Source organism: Wolbachia endosymbiont of Drosophila incompta, from assembly GCF_001758565.1.
GTDB lineage: Bacteria > Pseudomonadota > Alphaproteobacteria > Rickettsiales > Anaplasmataceae > Wolbachia > Wolbachia pipientis.
The window spans coordinates 715,216-732,744 of the sequence record NZ_CP011148.1; the positions used below are offsets into that span (position 1 = coordinate 715,216).

Here is a 17,529-nt window from a genome sequence, read left to right on the forward strand (position 1 = left end):
AACCAATTGGTTAGAGATTATTTTTAATCCTTCTTTCCCTTATCGCTTTATTCATATGGTAACAGCAGCCTATCTTACAACAGCTTTTGTGGTTGGTGGTGTAGGAGCATTTTATCTTTGGAGAAAACGACATGCTCCTCAAGCAAGAATTATGCTTGGTATGGCAACCATTATGGTAGCTTTAGCTGCACCATTTCAGCTGTTCATGGGAGATAGGCATGGATTATAATACACTAAAGCATCAACCTGCTAAGATTGCTGCAATGGAAGGTATATGGGAAACCGAAAAAGGGGCTGGCTTACTTTTATTTGCTTATCCGGATCAGCAAAATGAAATTAATCACTACGAGATAAAAATTCCTAATCTTGCCAGCTTGATCTTAACACATGATTTTTTAGGAGAAGTAAAAGGATTAAAGGAATGGAAAAAAGAAGATAGACCACCTGTAGTATGGGTATTCTGGTCCTTCCGTATAATGGTTGGAGTTGGAATTTTAATGATCATAATTGGGTCAGTAAGTGTTATACAGTATCTTCGTGGCAAATTATTCCAAAGTTGTTTCTTACATGGATGGTGGATATCAATGATGCCGTCTGGGTTCATAGCGTTACTTGCAGGTTGGTTTACTACTGAAATTGGCCGTCAACCTTACACTGTATATGGAATTATGCGCACAATTGAATCATTTTCATCTGCGATTACCGGTCCTCAGGTTGCATGGTCTTTGATTGCATTTATCGTTATGTATACCCTTATATTTGGAACAGGTAGTTACTATATTCTGAAACTTATATACAAAGGAATTCCTGTCATTAAAGAAGAAGAGCAATTTTATAAACACGGTATTGGAGCTTCAGTGATTGATGCTGGTACATCTGGAAAGGACAACAATCATGTTTGATTTTTCTTCCTTAATTAATTTACCCCTAATCTGGGGATTACTAATTGCCATAGCTGTTTTACTGTATATTTTAATGGATGGGTTTGATTTAGGTATTGGTATTTTACTTCCTTTTGCACCGTCAGATAAATGCCGTGATCACATGATAAGCTCAATTGCACCATTTTGGGATGGAAACGAAACATGGTTGGTATTGGGTGGTGGAGGGTTGTTTGCTGCTTTTCCTTTTGCATATTCAATATTAATGCCTGCTTTTTATATTCCAATCATTATTATGCTGCTTGGCCTTATAGTGCGCGGAGTATCCTTTGAGTTTCGTTTTAAGGCAGAAGGAAAATACAGGCGATTATGGGATTATGCCTTTCATTTTGGGTCACTTGGTGCTGCATTTTGCCAAGGCATGATTTTAGGTGCATTTATACATGGTGTAGAAGTAAACGGACGCAACTTTTCTGGTGGCCAATTTGATTGGGCAAGTGCTTTTAGTGTAATGACAGGCATTGCTGTGATATTTGGATATGCACTTTTAGGTTCTACATGGCTCATAATGAAGACAGAAAATATAACACAAGAATGGGCACGCAAGGTTGCTTCTTATACGCTTGGTTTTGTAGGTATTTTCATGGGACTAGTGAGTGTAGTGACACCATTTTTAAATGAACGTATTAAAAACTTTTGGTTTAGCATGCCAAATTTTTATTATTTATTTTCTATTCCATTACTCACATCTTGGCTATTTTTCATGCTGTGGTTTGATCTTCAGAATACTAAACGGGAGTACCGTCCATTCTTTCTCAGTATTGCTATTTTTTTTATGGGATATTTAGGTTTAGGAATTAGTATCTACCCATGGATTATACCTTTTCAATATACCATTCTGGATGCAGCTGCTTCTGGGCCAAGTTTATCTTTAATGCTCATTGTTATAATACCGCTTTTACCAATCATTTTAACTTACACTGGTTATTGCTATTATGTCTTTCGTGGAAAATCAAATTATGAACACACATATTAAGGAGTTAGTGACCTTATGGTTAAAACGTTACCCTTAAATCAAGCAGTCGTTCAGGCAATGGCGTCAACTCAAGAGCCTTCATTAGCAAACCCTCCTATGGATTTTCTGAAAAGTTTTTGAGTATATTGTATTTTTAATTTGTAGAATAAGTTTTTTTCCTTTTTGCATGCTAACCAAAAAGGGTTCTGTCATCCTTCTTGTCATATAAGTAGCTTGACGCGGGCATTCAGTTTTCTTTATAATTTTCTTTGTGAAAGAACAAAAATGCTTATTTGTAACCATAGCTGGCTTACCAAATGCTGGGAAGTCTACATTAATTAACAGCATCATAGGCAAGAAAATTGCAATTGTCACCCCTAAAGTGCAAACAACAAGGACGCAAATAAGGGGTGTTGCAACATGCAACAACACACAAATTGTCTTTACTGACTCCCCAGGAATTTTCTCAGCAGAAACAAAACTTGAAAAAGCTTTAGTCAAATCTGCATGGTCGGCAGTTAAGGATAGTGACATCACTTTGTTGCTTGTTGATGTAAGCAATTATTTGAAAAATATAGAAAGAATTAAGACTATATTTATGCGGCTGCAGCGCACAAAAGGCAGATGCATTTTGGTTATCAATAAAACTGATTTGGTAAAAAGGCCTGAATTAAAGATGGCGCATGAGCATCTGAATTTGCTTTATAAATTTGAAAAGGTTTTTATGATATCAGCATTAAAGAATGATGGACTTTCTGATTTGATGAATTACTTGTCTGAAGTTGCATCGGTGAGCCCCTGGTTTTATGAAGAAGATCAAATAACCGATTCCTCGACAAATTTTTTATCAGCAGAAATTACGAGAGAAAAATTATTCTTGAACTTGCGTGAAGAATTGCCATACTCTACAGCTGTTATAACTGAACAATTTGAGGAAAAAAAAGATAAGAGTTTAGTCGTCAAACAGATCATATTTGTGTTGAAAGATAGTCATAAAAAAATAGTACTAGGAAAAGATGGAAGTAATATTAAAAAAATTAATATCGAAGCGCGTGCTGAACTAGAAAAATTATTTGAGTGCAAGGTACACCTCTTTTTATTTGTGAAAGTGCGACCTTGGATCGACCGTCCGGAGGAGTATATAGGCAATGCTTAATTCTTTATTGGTATTTGATATTGAAACTATACCAGATGTAAATTCCTGCAAAAATTTACTCAATATTAGTGATGATAGTAGTGTAGAAGAGAAGAGGGATGCATTAACAAAATATCATCTTGAAATAACAAACGGGCAAAACTCTTTTCTGCGTCAGCCTTTTCACCTTGTTGTAGTTATTAGTTTTTTACTTTGCAATATAAGCTACCAGAGTGGTTATGAGGTGTTCACACTGCAAGAAATAAGATCTGGAGGCACACTAAATTCCAGTGAAAAGGATCTAGTGAAAGGATTTTTTAACTACATATCAGAGAAAAAGCCAAGATTAGTTTCGTTCAACGGACGCACTTTTGATATACCAGTGCTGAAGTATCGTGCTATGGTCCATGGCATTCAAGCAGAATATTTTCATAAAGCTGGCGATAAGTGGAATAGTTACAATCAGAGATATAGCAGTGATTGGCATTGTGATTTGCTTGAATCCCTCTCTGATTTTGGAGCTTCTGCGAGAGTAAAAATGAACGAAGTTTGTGCAGCATTTAATCTTCCTGGTAAGATTGGAGTTGATGGGTCACAAGTTATGGACTTATACGATAGCGGCAAGATACAAGAGATTCGAGATTATTGTGAAACAGATGTAATTAACACTTATTTGATTTACTTAAGGTTCATGCATCATCAGGGAAGGATTACTACTGAAAGCTACAACAAAAGTGTGGAAGAGCTACTTTTAGAGTGCGAAAAAAAAGAATACCTAAAGAAATTTAAAGAAGAATGGCAAATAACTTGTGGTGGAAAAATTTTACTTCCATAGAATAAATAGTCGAGTTATAATGCACTAACAAGCGAACCTCTGTACTAAATTTTGGTTAATATACACGTTGAGCATATTAAGAAAGTTGCTTTTAAGGTATTGCATTTTACTTTTATTTTCGTTATAAGGTTGCTTTAAGTTGAATTTTCAACATTTTTATACTATTTACATTTAAGATATGATTTCGAAATTTTTTGGGGGCACTTCATGAAAAAGTCTATGTATACTAGAACTGCTCTAGTTTCTTTATTAACTTTATGTTCTTTCAGCAGTTTTGCAGCTGACTTTCCTGATGAGAGTATGAAGGAAATAAAAAAGCAAGAGAGCACAAAAACTTCCGGAAAAGTGGAAGTTATGAAAACATCAAATAAAAAACTGAAAGAAAAGATGGACAGAATATGTAATGCTGATCCAAGAAAAAAAGCTGAAGAGCTTAAGAAAAAAGAGGAGCTAAGATTAGCAGCCGAGCAGAAGAAAAAAGAGGAGATCAGGCTAGCAAATGAGAAAAAAGCAAAGCTTATAGAGGATTCAAAAGCGAAAGCTCTAAACGCTAAGAATTCTAATATAGAAAAAGGTAAAGTTTCAAAAACTAAGCGTTCTAAAACTAAGAATGCTAAAGTTGAAGCTAAAGATGTAAAGAAGGATATAAAAGTTGTTAACAAAAATACAGAGGAAAAAGGTAAGGCAAGTCCTGTTGTTTCAGTTGGTGGAGTTGATATTATCGATACCAATCAAGGGCAAAGTAATTTAAGAATAACTTTTGGTGGTGTTGTTGATGCTCAAGGTTATGGCAAAGCTGGACCAAGTGGCGCAGATTATAAACGTTATAACGTTATGCCAAACAGATCTACAGAGTATTATAATGCCACTCCAGATATAACAAGAGGAGCAAATCCAATATTCTATGAAGGAATAGGAAATATTGGTGATTACAGCAACGATATGGGTATGATTGCTGATGCAATATTGCACCTCAGAGCAGAAAATAAGAATGAAGATTTAGGTCTTCTTTATGGTGCTGACGTGCAGTTTCATGTTCCAGTGACCGAAGGTAAGGGAGCTTCACAGGGTGTTTATGCTGCAAAAGGCAGAAGTGCGCATGTGTTTGTTAACTCAAAATATGGTGACGTGAAGCTTGGTTACCAATTTGGTCCTGAGGCTCTGATGAGGCTTGATGCAACAAGAATTGCGACTGTTGACGGAGCTGCAGATAGTGACTGGTTCAGAAAAGTGAACTTAGAAGGAAGCGCTGCTAGCTTTCCATTTTATGTAACACCACGTCTTTACACTGAAAGTTTTTCGAGTGAAAGTGAAAAATTCTCTTTCCGCATGGCAGGGAAATATAACAAAGGCGTTATGACTACACTGCCATTTAGAGTTGCTTACTACTCACCAAATTATATGGGCGCAAGATTTGGTATCAGCTACTCACCTCGTTATGATAGTGGTTTGTTTACTGTAAAAGAAACAGTTTCAGAAGATAAAGGCGGTAAGATAGAACATAAGGAAACGATAAAGCATGTCGGCCCAGACTATGAGCACATAGTAAGTGCTGGTGCATCATATGAATATGACTTTGATAAACATAACATAAAAGTTAAAACTTCTGCAGTTGGTGAATATGGCTTTCCAAAGCAACCAAGTAAAGATAAGCATCTTTATAAGGAATTTGTGGAGTATAATGACCTGATGGGTGTTAATTTTGGTGTAAGCGCTGATTATAAGATTAATGAAGATCAAGGCGTAAAGTTTGCTGCCTCTTTTGCATACTTGGGCAAATCTGGTCAACCGAAGGGTATTAAAAAATTAATTGGTGATACCTACACGGAAATTGATAGTAAAGATGCTACTGATGGCAAAAGAGTGGAAGGGCTGAAAGCTCAATTTGGTAAAGATAGTATAGATACCATGTATTGGACTGTAGGAGCTGGGTATCAACATGAGAATATCTACACAAGTTTGACGTATTTTGGCAGCAGAATGAATGACAAAGATATGCTTCATGATGGTGCACTTGGCGTTCAATATGATCTGTCTCCTGCATGCAGTAAGAGCAAATTTGTTCCTTACGCAGCTCTCCATTATTTTATGACTAACGAAACAGGTAAGCTGAAAGATGAGTCTGATGCTGATGTACCTTCTAACCAAGGAATTCTCCTTCTTACTGGTGTGAAGTTTTCTTTCTAACCAGCCAGTACACACCACAGTTAACTGTGGTGTATTCTTGTCTGTTAGTGTTTATTTGTCGATCAAATAAACATATGGTGTCCTCTCTCCTGTCATCCCAGTGCGTGACACACAACTGTACGAACATTGTGATTTGAGGACACTCCACCAAGAAGGATGTCATCCCAGTGCCCAGACACTGGGATCCAGCTTTCCATGCAACTTCATCAAAAGCGTTTATTCAGCATAAGATCAGCCACTTTTTATGCTCACCAAATCAGTTTGCTTACTTACAAGCAAAATTTCCTGGATTCCAGTGTCAAGCACTGGAATGACACCCTATGGTCACCGGAATGACGCTTTATGGCTACTTAGATGATGAGAAAAGAACACACTGCCCTTATTCTACTGGCCGTATAGCTACTTTCAAATTTAATCAATTAAGCAGGAGGCCCCTATGCAAACCACACTAAAAAATCATTTAGCTGGAGAATTACTTACCACCGCTACGTGCTGGAAATTAAAGCTCGCAGGTGGAGAAGTAATGGGATTCACTGACTATGATGAAGATTTAAATATTGATAATATACTCTATAAATCTTCAAGTGGATTTACAGCCAGTAGTATAATATTAAACAGCGATTTGAAAACTGATAATCTAGAAATTGAAGGGATATTAAATAGTGCTGATATTAAAGAAGAAGATGTTTTATCAGGAAAGTACGACTTTGCAAATATTGAAATATTTCTTGTGAATTATAAAGACTTGACCCAGGGAACAATGAATCTACATTCAGGAATTTTTGGTAAAGTGACATTAAGTAGTGGAAGATTTATTGTTGAAATTAGAGGGCTTTCAGCAAAGCTTGAGAGAAGCATAGCAGAATTATACTCTCCTGCATGCAGAGCACAGTTTTGCGATGATAAATGTAAAGCCGATACTAAAAAATTTAGTAAAATAAGTACAATCACTAAAGTAATAGACGAAAGAAGATTTGAAGACACGAATTTAACTGAGAGTGATGAATATTATAAGCACGGAGTAGTAAAATTCTTTGGCTCAATAGCGTTTGAAGGTGTAGTAAAAGAATATAAAAATAAAGTAGTTACGTTGTTTACTTCGCCTCCATACCAAATTTTTGCTGGAGATAAATATTCAATACTCGCAGGTTGCGATAAAACATTTCCAACTTGCAGAAGCAAGTTTAACAATACTGTGAATTTTCGTGGTGAACCCTATATACCAGGTTTTTATATTGTTTAGCAGTACAATTTTCAATATTATGAATAAGCATGGAAAGGTGGCTGAGTGGTCTAAAGCACACGCTTGGAAAGCGTGCACATATGAAAATATGTCGGGGGTTCGAATCCCCCCTTTTCCGTATGTTACTTCTAGAATAGTATAAAACCCCCGGTCGCGCACACAACTGTACGAACATTGTAATATGGTACAATGTTACAACTATGCGGTGGTAATTTACGATAAATTCATGTAGCCATTTCAAATTTAGCCATACCAATGTCAGTAAATTGATTAAGCAAATAACACTTGAGTAGCAGTTCCTTCCCACGATTAATTTCAGATTTGTTCCGAAAATTAAACCCGAATGTTTGTTTCAGTCGCGAGAAAAAACTTTCTACATAAGATCTTTTTCCGTAGTTTGTTTGCCTTTTCCACCTCTTCATTCCATCTTCGCTGTATGACTTTATTAGTCTAATTGCAGCATTTCTCTCTGCCATACTTTGGATGCTCTGCTGCATTGTTTTTTTGGAGGAATTTTTGTCTTTATGCCGCATTCATCACACAATTTATAGAGTTTATGTCTGTCATATGCTCTGTCTGCATATAGTGCTTTTATGGCATGCTGAAAATTAACTCCTTTAAGTAAATCGCAAGCTCCATAGTGATCAGACCGTTACTGTATTTTGCAGCTATGGCTTTTTTGCTGTTTATATTCAACATTACATGCAATTTTCTTGTCTGTTCATAACCACGATATTTTCTGTCAGCGCTATTTTCCTTGCTGTGTGTTGTTATAAATGCTGATGCTTGTGCTATCTATGGCAATTTCGATATCTTCCATATTATTTTTATCAATTCTGCAATCATTGATCTTAATATTAAGTTTTTTTTGAAGCTTGCGAATAGTTGATAACTGCTAAATCTCTTCCTATTTGTTGCAAATATCCTTTTATAAACCCGACTGTTTGTCTTAAGCCAATTCTAAAAAGATTAACGATTATATGCACTAAAATCACAACTTTATCACTATAAATATAGTTGCCGCCCTGCATTTTTGGACTATTTTCATACCAATTTTCGATAGCTTTATCGATGTAACGAAAAATATTTCCTCTTTTTTCTAGAAATTTGTTATATTCATGGCAGTTACTAACTCTCATTTTTTGTGGCATATTTTTCCTTAAGCGGTTAAATGGCTATTTTATAATGAATTTTGTCAGTAGCCACCAGATTTTTTCAGTTGCGATGCAACAGAGCCATCCCAGTGTCAAGCACTGGGATGACAGGAAAAGAGGCTATTTGGATGACATCTTTCTTCTTGGTATAAATTACTTTTATATCTCAATGTTCGTACAGCTATGCACGTTGCCGCATAGTGGATGAGGTGTACTACCTCTAAGAGTATACATTATCTCACATAATAATATAATATTTCGTTCATAAATCAACGTTTTTAACATGCAGCAAGAACATTTCCGTTGTAATTAAGGTTCTTAAGATGTATATTAATGAATCTTGTTTTCAATAAATAATGAAAGTAATAATTGTCATGATAATGTTATTGTGTAGCAGTTACACAATGGCAAGCGAGAGAATAAGTCTAGTGGATAAAAAACTATCTCAAGGATATGTAGCTCCAGTGCTTACAGAAGATAGCGTTATTTTATCAGACAAGCACGGCGCTTTATATTCCTTTGATATTGATAACTCAAAGGCTATGAATTGGAAATTACACCTCTCACACAGAAAAAAAATTAGTAACATGAGCCTATTGCGTCACAGAGGAAACGTTTTCTTTATAGTGGATAACGTTCTACACACAATAGATGCAAAAACCGGCGAGATTCAGTGGGAAAAAGAATTGAGAGCTCCAGTAAGAGGGAAAGCAGCAGTAATAAACAATAAATTGGTAGTATTGACTATTGATAATTATCTGTACGTGTTTGATATAAAAGATGGCAGCTTCGTTTGGACTTATCAAAACGGCATCAATGAGGTTCGAGGTTTGTATTCCATATCGCCAGCAATTTCTAATGATAAAATAATAGCACCATTTTCAAATGGTGAGTTAATAGCTTTTAATGAAGACGGTAAAAAATTGTGGAGCCAAAAATTGGCTACAAACCTTTTGGATACACAGCTCACAGATGTAACTACTACACCGAGAGTGCTTGGCGATACTTTAATAGCTACAAATAATTCTTATATTTATAGCATTGACGTGAAATCAGGAAATATTTTATGGTCAAAGTCACTGCAAGTAAAAAGTGTATCAGACATTGAATCATATTATAGTCCTCTTATTCCTGCAGAGAAACAAAAAGAAGGCGGAAGAATTTTTATAGTTACTAAAGACGATAAAATAATTGGCCTGGATATAAAAAATGGAGAAACAGTCTGGGCATCTGATTTAATAGAAAATACGCAATTGTTTGCTCCAATTATGCATGCCCATACACTGTGGGTGACAAGCAATAAAGGTTCAATGTTTGCTTTTCCGGGATCTGAAAGTGCAGGAAAGGTAGTCAAAGTACCTGGTAATGTGTTTCACACTCCAGTGTTTACTCGCAATAAGATATATGTAACAACTGAGGGAAAAGGTGTTTATTCTTTAGAAAATAGGTTTGTTTTTTATGACTGATTATGATTTAATTGTTATAGGTGGTGGCCCAGGAGGCTATAAGTGTGCTATCGCTGCTGCAAAACTTGGATTGAAAGTTGCCTGCATAGATAAAAATAGCATTTTTGGTGGTACATGCTTGCGAGTTGGATGCATACCTTCCAAAGCACTACTTCATTCTTCCTATCAGTATGCTCACACGAAAAATGATCTGTCGAAGCTTGGCATAAAAATTAAGGATGCAAGTTTCGATTTAAAAGAAATGCTAGGCTATAAGGACGCCAGAGTTCAGGAACTTGGAAAAGGTATAGAATATCTGTTTAACCTTCACAAAATCACTAAAATCAATGGGCTTGCTTCTTTTGACCAAGGTAATCTTGAAGTTTCAGTTGAAGGTAAGGTGCTGAAGACAAAAAATATAGTAATTGCAACCGGTTCTGACGTTATTTCTTTGCCAGGAATTAATATCGATGAGAAAAGTATTATTTCATCAACTGGTGCATTATCTTTAACTGAAGTACCAAAAAAACTTGTCGTAATCGGAGCCGGGGCAATAGGGCTTGAAATGTCTTCTGTATGGAGGAGGCTAGGGTCTGAAATCACTGTAGTAGAATTTTTTGACAGAATCGCTGCAGCAATGGATGGAGAATTAAGTAAGTCTCTACTTTCTAGTCTACAAAAACAAGGAATAAAATTTTTACTTAGCACTAAAGTTGAGGAGATAAAACAAAGTAGTAATTCTTTGAGTGTGAAAGTTTGCTCTGTAAAAGATAATCAAACAAACACTATAGAGGCGGATAAGGTATTGGTGGCAGCAGGACGCAAACCATGCACTGAGAATCTTGGTATTGATGAAAAAATAGAAAAAGATAATCGCGGTTTCGTTCAAGTTAACAACAGATATGAAACTAATGTGAAAGGAATATTTGCTATTGGTGATGTGATCGGTGGAGCAATGCTTGCTCATAAAGCAGAGGAAGAAGGAGTGGCAGTTGCAGAGATAATAGCAGGACAGTCACCTCACGTTGATTATGGAATCATACCATCTGTCATTTACACTCACCCTGCGGTTTCTTCGATTGGTAAAACCGAAGAGGAACTCAAAAATGCTGGCCGTAAGTACAAAGTTGGTAAATGTCAATTTGCTGCAAACGGCAGAGCAAAAATCACTGATGATGCTGAAGGATTCGTGAAAGTGCTGACTTGTAGCAGAGCAGATACAATACTAGGTGTGCATATCATAGGAGCATACGCTGATACGCTAATCAACGAAGCAGCAGTTGCAATGGCATATAGCGCAGCAGCAGAGGATATATACAGAATTTGTCACTCTCATCCTGATATAAATGAAGCCTTTCGAGATGCGTGCATCGATGCTTTCTTTAAAAAATAATTGTGGACCTCGGTTCAATCATTGAAAAATGGTATGAGTGGCTGAGGTGCAACAGATCTTATTCACCAAACACTTTAGAGTCATACATGAGGGACTTGAAGGATCTTATAAGTTTCCTAAATACTCACATTGGTGGAGAAGTAAATGTCGGCACTTTGGAAAAATTGAGCGTACCTGAGTTAAGAAGTTGGCTTACCTCTCGTTACGCAAGAGGTGTAAACGCAAGATCCAACACTCGAGCACTCTCAGTAATCAGAAATTTCTTCAAGTACATAAAAAATAACCACAATATAGACAATGAAGCTGTATTTTCCTTATCAAGGCCAATTCAGAGAAGAACTTTGCCCAAAGCATTATCAATACCTGATATAAAAACTTTATTGAAAGAAATGAAACTATCCGATCTGGGCGAATCTTGGGTGGTAAAAAGAGAAATTGCGATTATCGTCCTGCTATATAGTACAGGCTTAAGAAGCAGCGAAGCGTTGAACCTTAGGGTTAGTGATATTAACAATGAAAGTTTAATAGTAACAGGTAAGGGAGATAAACAAAGGCAGGTATTCATTCTTCCGGTAGTAAAAAAGTGTATACAAGAATATGTAAAAGCCTGTCCTTATCTTGGCACTAATAATGAAACACAATATCTTTTTTTGGGAGTAAGAGGAAAAAAATTGGGAAGAACTTATGTGGCCAATCGTTTGCAAAAAATAAGGAGAATGTTAAATTTACCAGAAATTTTATCTCCACATGCATTTCGCCATAGTTTTGCTACTCATTTGCTTCAGGCAGATATTGACATAAGATCAATACAACAACTGCTTGGTCACTCAAGCCTGGAAACTACTCAAATTTACACTCACCTCAATTATCAAGATGTTTTTAACATGTACAAAAATTTTCAGCAGGGCCTGGAGAAGAAATCAAAACTTTAACTTCGTTCTAAACCACCAAGCTGAGTGCTTTCAACATCACTAAGTATTGTGTTTGCTTTATATAAACTACAACATCCTAATAAAAAAAAAGCCAGTGCAACTGCTGTAAAGAAAGCACTTATTATCCCTGGATAATCTTCTATTACTAAACATGCAACAACAGTATATACTCCAAGCAATATAAAACATGCAGAAGCGTAGTTGCTCAGTTTTCTACCAGAAGAAATTGCTTGCGAGGATTTTTCGTTTTTATTACTACGGAGCAGTCTATTTTCTGATGAAAGCCTATCTCTTTCTTCCCTTACTTGTTTCAAATCTCTTTTTAATCGTGAAATTTCGACAGTGTCGCTTGCTCTTCCATACACAATTCTATTAAGTCGAGTTACTTCACTATTTAGATCATTGATTTTTGTTTTTTGAGCCGATTTTTCCTGCCTTAAATCTTCTTCTAACTGTGAAATTTTTTAATGCCTCTCGTTCTTTCGCGTACGACCCTATCCAGCTCTCGTTCTTTTTCTATGAGTTGAGCTTTCGTTCTTTCAAGTTCACCTTTAAGTTCTTGTATAACTTGCTCAGAACCTACCGGTATATCATTCGTACTTGCCAAAGGTTGTAATGTATTTGCAGGAAATTTTTCATTTAGATAATTTGTAATAGATTCGATTGGATTATTAACACCCCTCAATGCAGCAGTAACAATTGCATGACTCATGAAGCAATTATCTTCTACTAATTTTTTTACATCATCTAAATCTTTTTTATTAATAGTAGCGGTTAATCGCTCTGTAATGGCTTGTTCAATTATTTGCTTCACCCACGAATTTTGCTCTATAGCTTGTATTGGCTTTATTTGACTAAAATCTAGCTCTTTATGTTTTAAAAGTTTTGTCAATACTTCTTTGTTATCTGATGTTATTCCTTGTAAACATGATTGAATAATTAAGCTAAGCGGCGTTTCTATTTCTTCATTTCGGCTTCTTTTCCAGCAATTAGGGTTGAACTCTTGATTTAATGGTCTTTTCGCTTGGTAAATGTTTCTGCTAGAAAGAGCACCTAACAACTCGTTTGCTTTTTGTGCTTTTTTAAATTCTAATTTTATTACGCGCTCAAATCCTCTTGCAATACAATCTTCAGGGCTTTTATATTCATAATTTTTGATATCAGTTTTTATATCTGGGTGCGTGAGCAATATTTTTACCACATCTTTAGCCCCAACTTGACAAGCAATATGTAAAGCTGTGTCTTTGCGCATATTAGATGTTGTTATAAATTCTGATATTTCACTTTGTGTACTAGGATCATATCTCGTCCGTGTTGTAGACACAGATTGCTTACTCTGAGCATTAATATTGATACTTCTGTTTTGTATAAGCAATTTAGCCATTTTCTCTAACGTAGCCTGTCCATCACCGCTGACAGCGCAGACATTGACAATAGACATCAAAGGTGTCATGCCCTCCTTGTCAAACCTCTAACATCCGCACCTTCTTTCAGAGCTTGTTTAAAAGCTTCCGGGTTTTCGTTATCAATAGCCTTAAATAACTTTTGTGTTGGTTCATCGAGCTGTCTTGAAGTTGTCTGATTATATCTATAACCATTAGTATTTATCCCATCCCCTCCATAAAGCATATTAAACCTACCTAATAATTTACTAATATAAGTATGAAAAAGAAAAGGAAAATTGCAAGCGATTTATTCAAAATCCTAGAATTAACTACGACTCTAAAAACTTTTCTGCATCAAGCGCAGCCATGCATCCTGTTCCTGCTGCAACTACTGCCTGACGATATACCTTATCTTGAACATCACCTGCAGCAAACACTCCTGCCCTACTAGTTAAAGTTGTTCCAGGTTTTGTAATGATGTAACCCTGCTCATCCATTTCAACAAAGCCTTTAAAAATACCCGTATTTGGTGCATGCCCGATTGTAATGAACACTCCATCCACTTTTAATTCTTGGGTTTTATCGATCTCTGCTGATTTAATCGCAATACCAGCAACCCTTTTTGGATTTTCTTCTCCAAGAATCTGCTCTACGGTATGGTTCCACATTACTTTTATTTTATCATTTTTAAAGAGCCTATCTTGCATTACTTTTTCCGCTCTTAATTTATCACGCCTGTGTATTAATATCACTTCTTTGGCAAATCGAGTTAAAAATATTGCTTCTTCAACAGCAGTGTTTCCACCACCAATCACAGCTACAACTTTATTCCTAAAAAATGCACCATCGCAAGTCGCACAAGCTGAAACCCCATAACCCTGAAATTTCTTTTCACTTTCTAAACCAAGCCACTTCGCTTGCGCACCAGATGCAATGATAATTGCATCTGAATAGTAGTCATTGATATTACCAGAAGATCTAAATCTATACTCATTAAAGTCCTCAAGTTGTTCAACGCTTTTTATCTCATCATCTATTATTTTTGCTCCAACCTTTTCTGCATGAAACCTCATTTGCTCCATTAGTTCTGGACCCTGTATTGAAACAAAACCAGGATAGTTTTCAACATCTGTAGTAATTGTAAGCTGACCACCAGGCTGCATTCCCGTTACTACAATTGGCTCTAAGTTTGCACGTGCTGCATATATAGCGGCAGCATAACCCGCTGCCCCAGATCCAATAATAAGAACTTTTGTACTAAATTTATAATTCTTCACTGTATGAGTTTAGATAATCAGCTACTCCTTCATCGCTTGCCTGCATTGCTGGCTTACCTTTCTTCCACCCTGCTGGACATACTTCACCATGCTCCTCATTATGTTTAATTGCATCAACGATTCTAACGAATTCATCGATATTACGCCCTAAAGGCAAATCATTTATCGATTGATGACGTACAATAAATTTATCATCAATAACGAAAGTTGCTCTCAGCGCAATTGAGTCATCATATAAGACCCCATAGTCTCTTGATATAGACTTTTTGATATCAGACACTAAAGTGTAGCTAATCTCTCCAATACCACCATCATTAACTGGAGTGTTTCGCCATTTATAATGTGAAAATTTTGAATCTACACTTATTCCTATCACTTCAACACCACGCTTTGCAAACTCATTTATTCTATTATTGAGCGATATCAATTCAGTTGGGCAAACAAAAGTAAAATCAAGTGGATAGAAAAAAAGGACAGCATACTTATTTTTTATGCGCTTACTCAGACAGAAATCATCAACAATTTCTCCGTCAGAGAGAACAGATGAAGCAGTAAAATCGATAGCAGATTGTGTTACAAGATTCATAATTAACCTATTCTTTTAAAATAACTTTAATTTTACATCTTGATAAACTTATATGCAAGTTTTCTTTGGTTTTAGTCCTATAAAAACTTCCTAAAATAGCTCTTCTTTTTTACCGATAAGATACAATCCAGGTTGGAATACTGAGTTGGTGAGTATAAAATTCTACGTCATGCCACCGCGAACCGTCATACCGCCACGGTATCTCAGCCGCTCACAAGTAGCGGGATGACGAGCTTATCGTCATGCCACCGCGAACCGTCATACCGCCACGAACCGTCATACCGCGATTCATTCGCGGTATCTCTAGATCCCGCTAACAAGTAGCGGGATGACGGTTGTCGTTTAGCTATAAATGTTAAAAAATTTGCCAAACGAAAAAAAAGGCAAAAGAAGCCCCGTGGTTGGCTAATTACTTACATTATACTTTCAAGTATGGCGTTTTTTTATTCTAAACGTTTAATAACCGCGATTCAGTTGCTTTTAAGCCGCAACTAATCTAAATTATAAACATTAAGAAATTTACTAAACAGAAAAAAAGGCAAAAGAAACCCTAGGGTAGCTAGTTATTCACTATCCATTTTTTAAGTTGGCGTTTTTTTATGTTTTAAATGCTTTATAAGCGCATTTTAGCTTATATTAGGTAAAAACCTAGAAGTTTTATAAAGACATAAGGTGCACATAGTACAAAAAATTAAACATGAGACGCCAGATACGTGAGTTTTTTTGTCATTTAATCTGTACAGAGAAGATAAATAAATAGCTTCAGTTTTATGATAAGGGAGTTGGCGGAGTTTGTCAAGTAAGTTTTTCGCTTCTGCGGGCTACTTGAATAACGGCTACAATGTTCATACAGCTATGTACATAGCTGGAACTCAAAAAAAGAACCAAGTAGCCAAGCTACTTGGATGACAGAAGGTAATATAAGAAGTCTATTGGCTCTCGTATACCTTAGTGAAACTTAACAAGTTTATCTATAGTTTTAGTGATGATTCTTGGAGTATCCGGAGAAACTGCTGAGCTCAGCCTATTTAGTCGCTCTATAGCAAACTCGCTGTTCTCATTTGTTATGAAATCACATAAAATATTTTCTATATCCTTAGTAACACTTTCATGCTTCCTCAGAGGATGATTATGTGGATACCTATTGATAGTTCTGATGCTAGAATACTCAACAAAAGCTTGATCCTTAAAAGCAAGTTGTCTCAATTTCTCTTTGAATTTTCCTTCTTCCTCTTTTGCTAAAAGGCGAGACTTTATCAGTGATTTTATAATCAAATTTATAGCTTGATGCATTTCAGAATGCACTATAACTTTAATGGTATTTTCTTCTACTATACAATCATAAATACTTTTTTCGCTCTTTAGTGACTCTATAAGCGTTCTGCTATTTTGTGAATTCAATTCCAAATTCTCTTCACTCATAGGAGTTATTATGAAGGTGTTCTTACTCACTCTGATGTTAAATTGTGGAGAGCCTTCAGAAAAGGAAAATGCTACATCCTTAAATTCAAGTGCATGATTGTATGCAGCAAAAAGGGTGTGTGCTATAACACTGCTGGGCACCTTCATTCCATGTTTACTCAGGTGGTTCAATACATTTTCAACCTCATGATATGTAAAGTCTGTATCTTTTAGCAATTCAACAACTTCTATGCCGTTGTGTTGTTTATACTCTATTCTCACTTCTTCTGTAAAAAGTGTTTTAGCTGCTATATGTTTATCAAGCACTGTGAAAATCTTGATGAAATTCTCTAAATCTTGTTTGTTAACTAATTCGATACTAATTAAGTTTCTGCTAATAATTGAAATATTTTTTGTCATTTTTTCCCACTAAAAAAACTCACTGAATGAATTGTATTTTTAATTCATTAAGAATTGTTTAAAGTGAGCATACTAGTTTTCATTTACGTATTACACGACAAAACAAGATAAAAAGTTACATAAAATCATCATGTGGTATAACACACTCTCCACATTCATCATTGCTGTTTGTGTAGGTTGTGACATCAGTGTGATTGTCATTATTATTTAGCATATCATCCAACTTTCCTTCTTTTTCAA

14 protein-coding genes, 1 tRNA gene and 3 pseudogenes are annotated in these 17,529 nt (G+C 35.8%); 10 read left to right on the forward strand and 8 right to left on the reverse strand.

What is annotated here, in order from left to right; translation table 11 throughout:
* From WG67_RS08425 to WG67_RS03185, 7 genes and pseudogenes are all read left to right on the forward strand, one after another.
* Positions 1-902, forward strand: a pseudogene (locus WG67_RS08425) (cytochrome ubiquinol oxidase subunit I); the annotation flags it as partial.
* Positions 895-1,917, forward strand: a complete 1,023-nt coding sequence (gene cydB, locus WG67_RS03160) for a cytochrome d ubiquinol oxidase subunit II (RefSeq protein WP_070356890.1) — start codon at positions 895-897, stop codon at positions 1,915-1,917. The pseudogene WG67_RS08425 and the gene cydB, both read left to right, overlap by 8 nt.
* Before the next feature lie 250 nt (positions 1,918-2,167).
* Positions 2,168-3,052: a GTPase Era gene (gene era, locus WG67_RS03165; RefSeq protein ID WP_070356891.1), complete on the forward strand. Its 885-nt coding sequence runs from the start codon at positions 2,168-2,170 to the stop codon at positions 3,050-3,052.
* A complete protein-coding gene (locus tag WG67_RS03170) occupies positions 3,045-3,866 on the forward strand; it encodes a 3'-5' exonuclease (RefSeq protein WP_070356892.1) in 822 nt (273 codons plus the stop codon). The genes era and WG67_RS03170 overlap by 8 nt, the downstream gene beginning before the upstream one ends.
* A gap of 207 nt (positions 3,867-4,073) precedes the next feature.
* Positions 4,074-6,053 carry a WD0745 family porin gene (locus WG67_RS03175; protein WP_010962806.1) on the forward strand — a complete coding sequence of 660 codons (1,980 nt, stop codon included), beginning with the start codon at positions 4,074-4,076 and terminating at the stop codon, positions 6,051-6,053.
* 436 nt (positions 6,054-6,489) lie between these two features.
* Positions 6,490-7,296: a DUF2163 domain-containing protein gene (locus WG67_RS03180; RefSeq protein WP_010962809.1), complete on the forward strand. Its 807-nt coding sequence runs from the start codon at positions 6,490-6,492 to the stop codon at positions 7,294-7,296.
* A gap of 31 nt (positions 7,297-7,327) precedes the next feature.
* Positions 7,328-7,414 (forward strand) — tRNA-Ser (locus tag WG67_RS03185).
* Positions 7,415-7,520: 106 nt separating this feature from the next.
* On the opposite strand, the pseudogene WG67_RS08430 reads toward WG67_RS03185, so the two are convergent.
* A pseudogene (locus WG67_RS08430) lies at positions 7,521-8,447 on the reverse strand (IS5 family transposase).
* 359 nt (positions 8,448-8,806) lie between these two features.
* Between WG67_RS08430 and WG67_RS03200 the strand changes: the two are divergent.
* The 3 genes from WG67_RS03200 to WG67_RS03210 are packed head-to-tail and all read left to right on the forward strand — an operon-like array spanning position 8,807 to position 12,220.
* Positions 8,807-9,916 carry an outer membrane protein assembly factor BamB family protein gene (locus WG67_RS03200; protein ID WP_038228167.1) on the forward strand — a complete coding sequence of 370 codons (1,110 nt, stop codon included), beginning with the start codon at positions 8,807-8,809 and terminating at the stop codon, positions 9,914-9,916.
* Positions 9,909-11,288, forward strand: coding sequence for a dihydrolipoyl dehydrogenase (gene lpdA / locus WG67_RS03205; protein ID WP_070356893.1), 1,380 nt, complete (start codon positions 9,909-9,911; stop codon positions 11,286-11,288). Before WG67_RS03200 ends, lpdA begins: the two co-directional genes overlap by 8 nt.
* A 2-nt stretch (positions 11,289-11,290) precedes the next feature.
* Positions 11,291-12,220, forward strand: a complete 930-nt coding sequence (locus tag WG67_RS03210) for a tyrosine recombinase XerC (RefSeq protein WP_070356894.1) — start codon at positions 11,291-11,293, stop codon at positions 12,218-12,220.
* On the opposite strand, the gene WG67_RS06910 is transcribed toward WG67_RS03210, so the two are convergent.
* The 7 genes and pseudogenes from WG67_RS06910 to WG67_RS08435 all read right to left on the reverse strand — a co-directional run.
* Positions 12,217-12,534 carry a hypothetical protein gene (locus tag WG67_RS06910; protein ID WP_010962812.1) on the reverse strand — a complete coding sequence of 106 codons (318 nt, stop codon included), beginning with the start codon at positions 12,532-12,534 and terminating at the stop codon, positions 12,217-12,219. The genes WG67_RS03210 and WG67_RS06910 overlap by 4 nt on opposite strands.
* Before the next feature lie 134 nt (positions 12,535-12,668).
* Entirely contained in the window at positions 12,669-13,673 is a 1,005-nt protein-coding gene (locus WG67_RS03215; protein WP_245683345.1) for an ankyrin repeat domain-containing protein, read from the reverse strand.
* The gene (locus WG67_RS07255) at positions 13,670-13,849 is read right to left on the reverse strand and encodes a hypothetical protein (protein WP_245683346.1); all 180 of its coding nucleotides are present in this window, start codon (positions 13,847-13,849) and stop codon (positions 13,670-13,672) included. The genes WG67_RS03215 and WG67_RS07255 overlap by 4 nt, the downstream gene beginning before the upstream one ends.
* Before the next feature lie 85 nt (positions 13,850-13,934).
* The gene (gene trxB / locus WG67_RS03220; RefSeq protein ID WP_070356895.1) at positions 13,935-14,882 is read right to left on the reverse strand and encodes a thioredoxin-disulfide reductase; all 948 of its coding nucleotides are present in this window, start codon (positions 14,880-14,882) and stop codon (positions 13,935-13,937) included.
* A complete protein-coding gene (locus WG67_RS03225) occupies positions 14,869-15,468 on the reverse strand; it encodes a peroxiredoxin (protein WP_070356896.1) in 600 nt (199 codons plus the stop codon). The genes trxB and WG67_RS03225 overlap by 14 nt, the downstream gene beginning before the upstream one ends.
* Positions 15,469-16,416: 948 nt before the next feature.
* Complete coding sequence (locus WG67_RS03230) at positions 16,417-17,289, reverse strand: hypothetical protein (RefSeq protein ID WP_070356897.1); 873 nt, start codon at positions 17,287-17,289, stop codon at positions 16,417-16,419.
* A 115-nt stretch (positions 17,290-17,404) separates the two neighbouring features.
* Positions 17,405-17,529, reverse strand: a pseudogene (locus WG67_RS08435) (glutaredoxin); the annotation flags it as partial.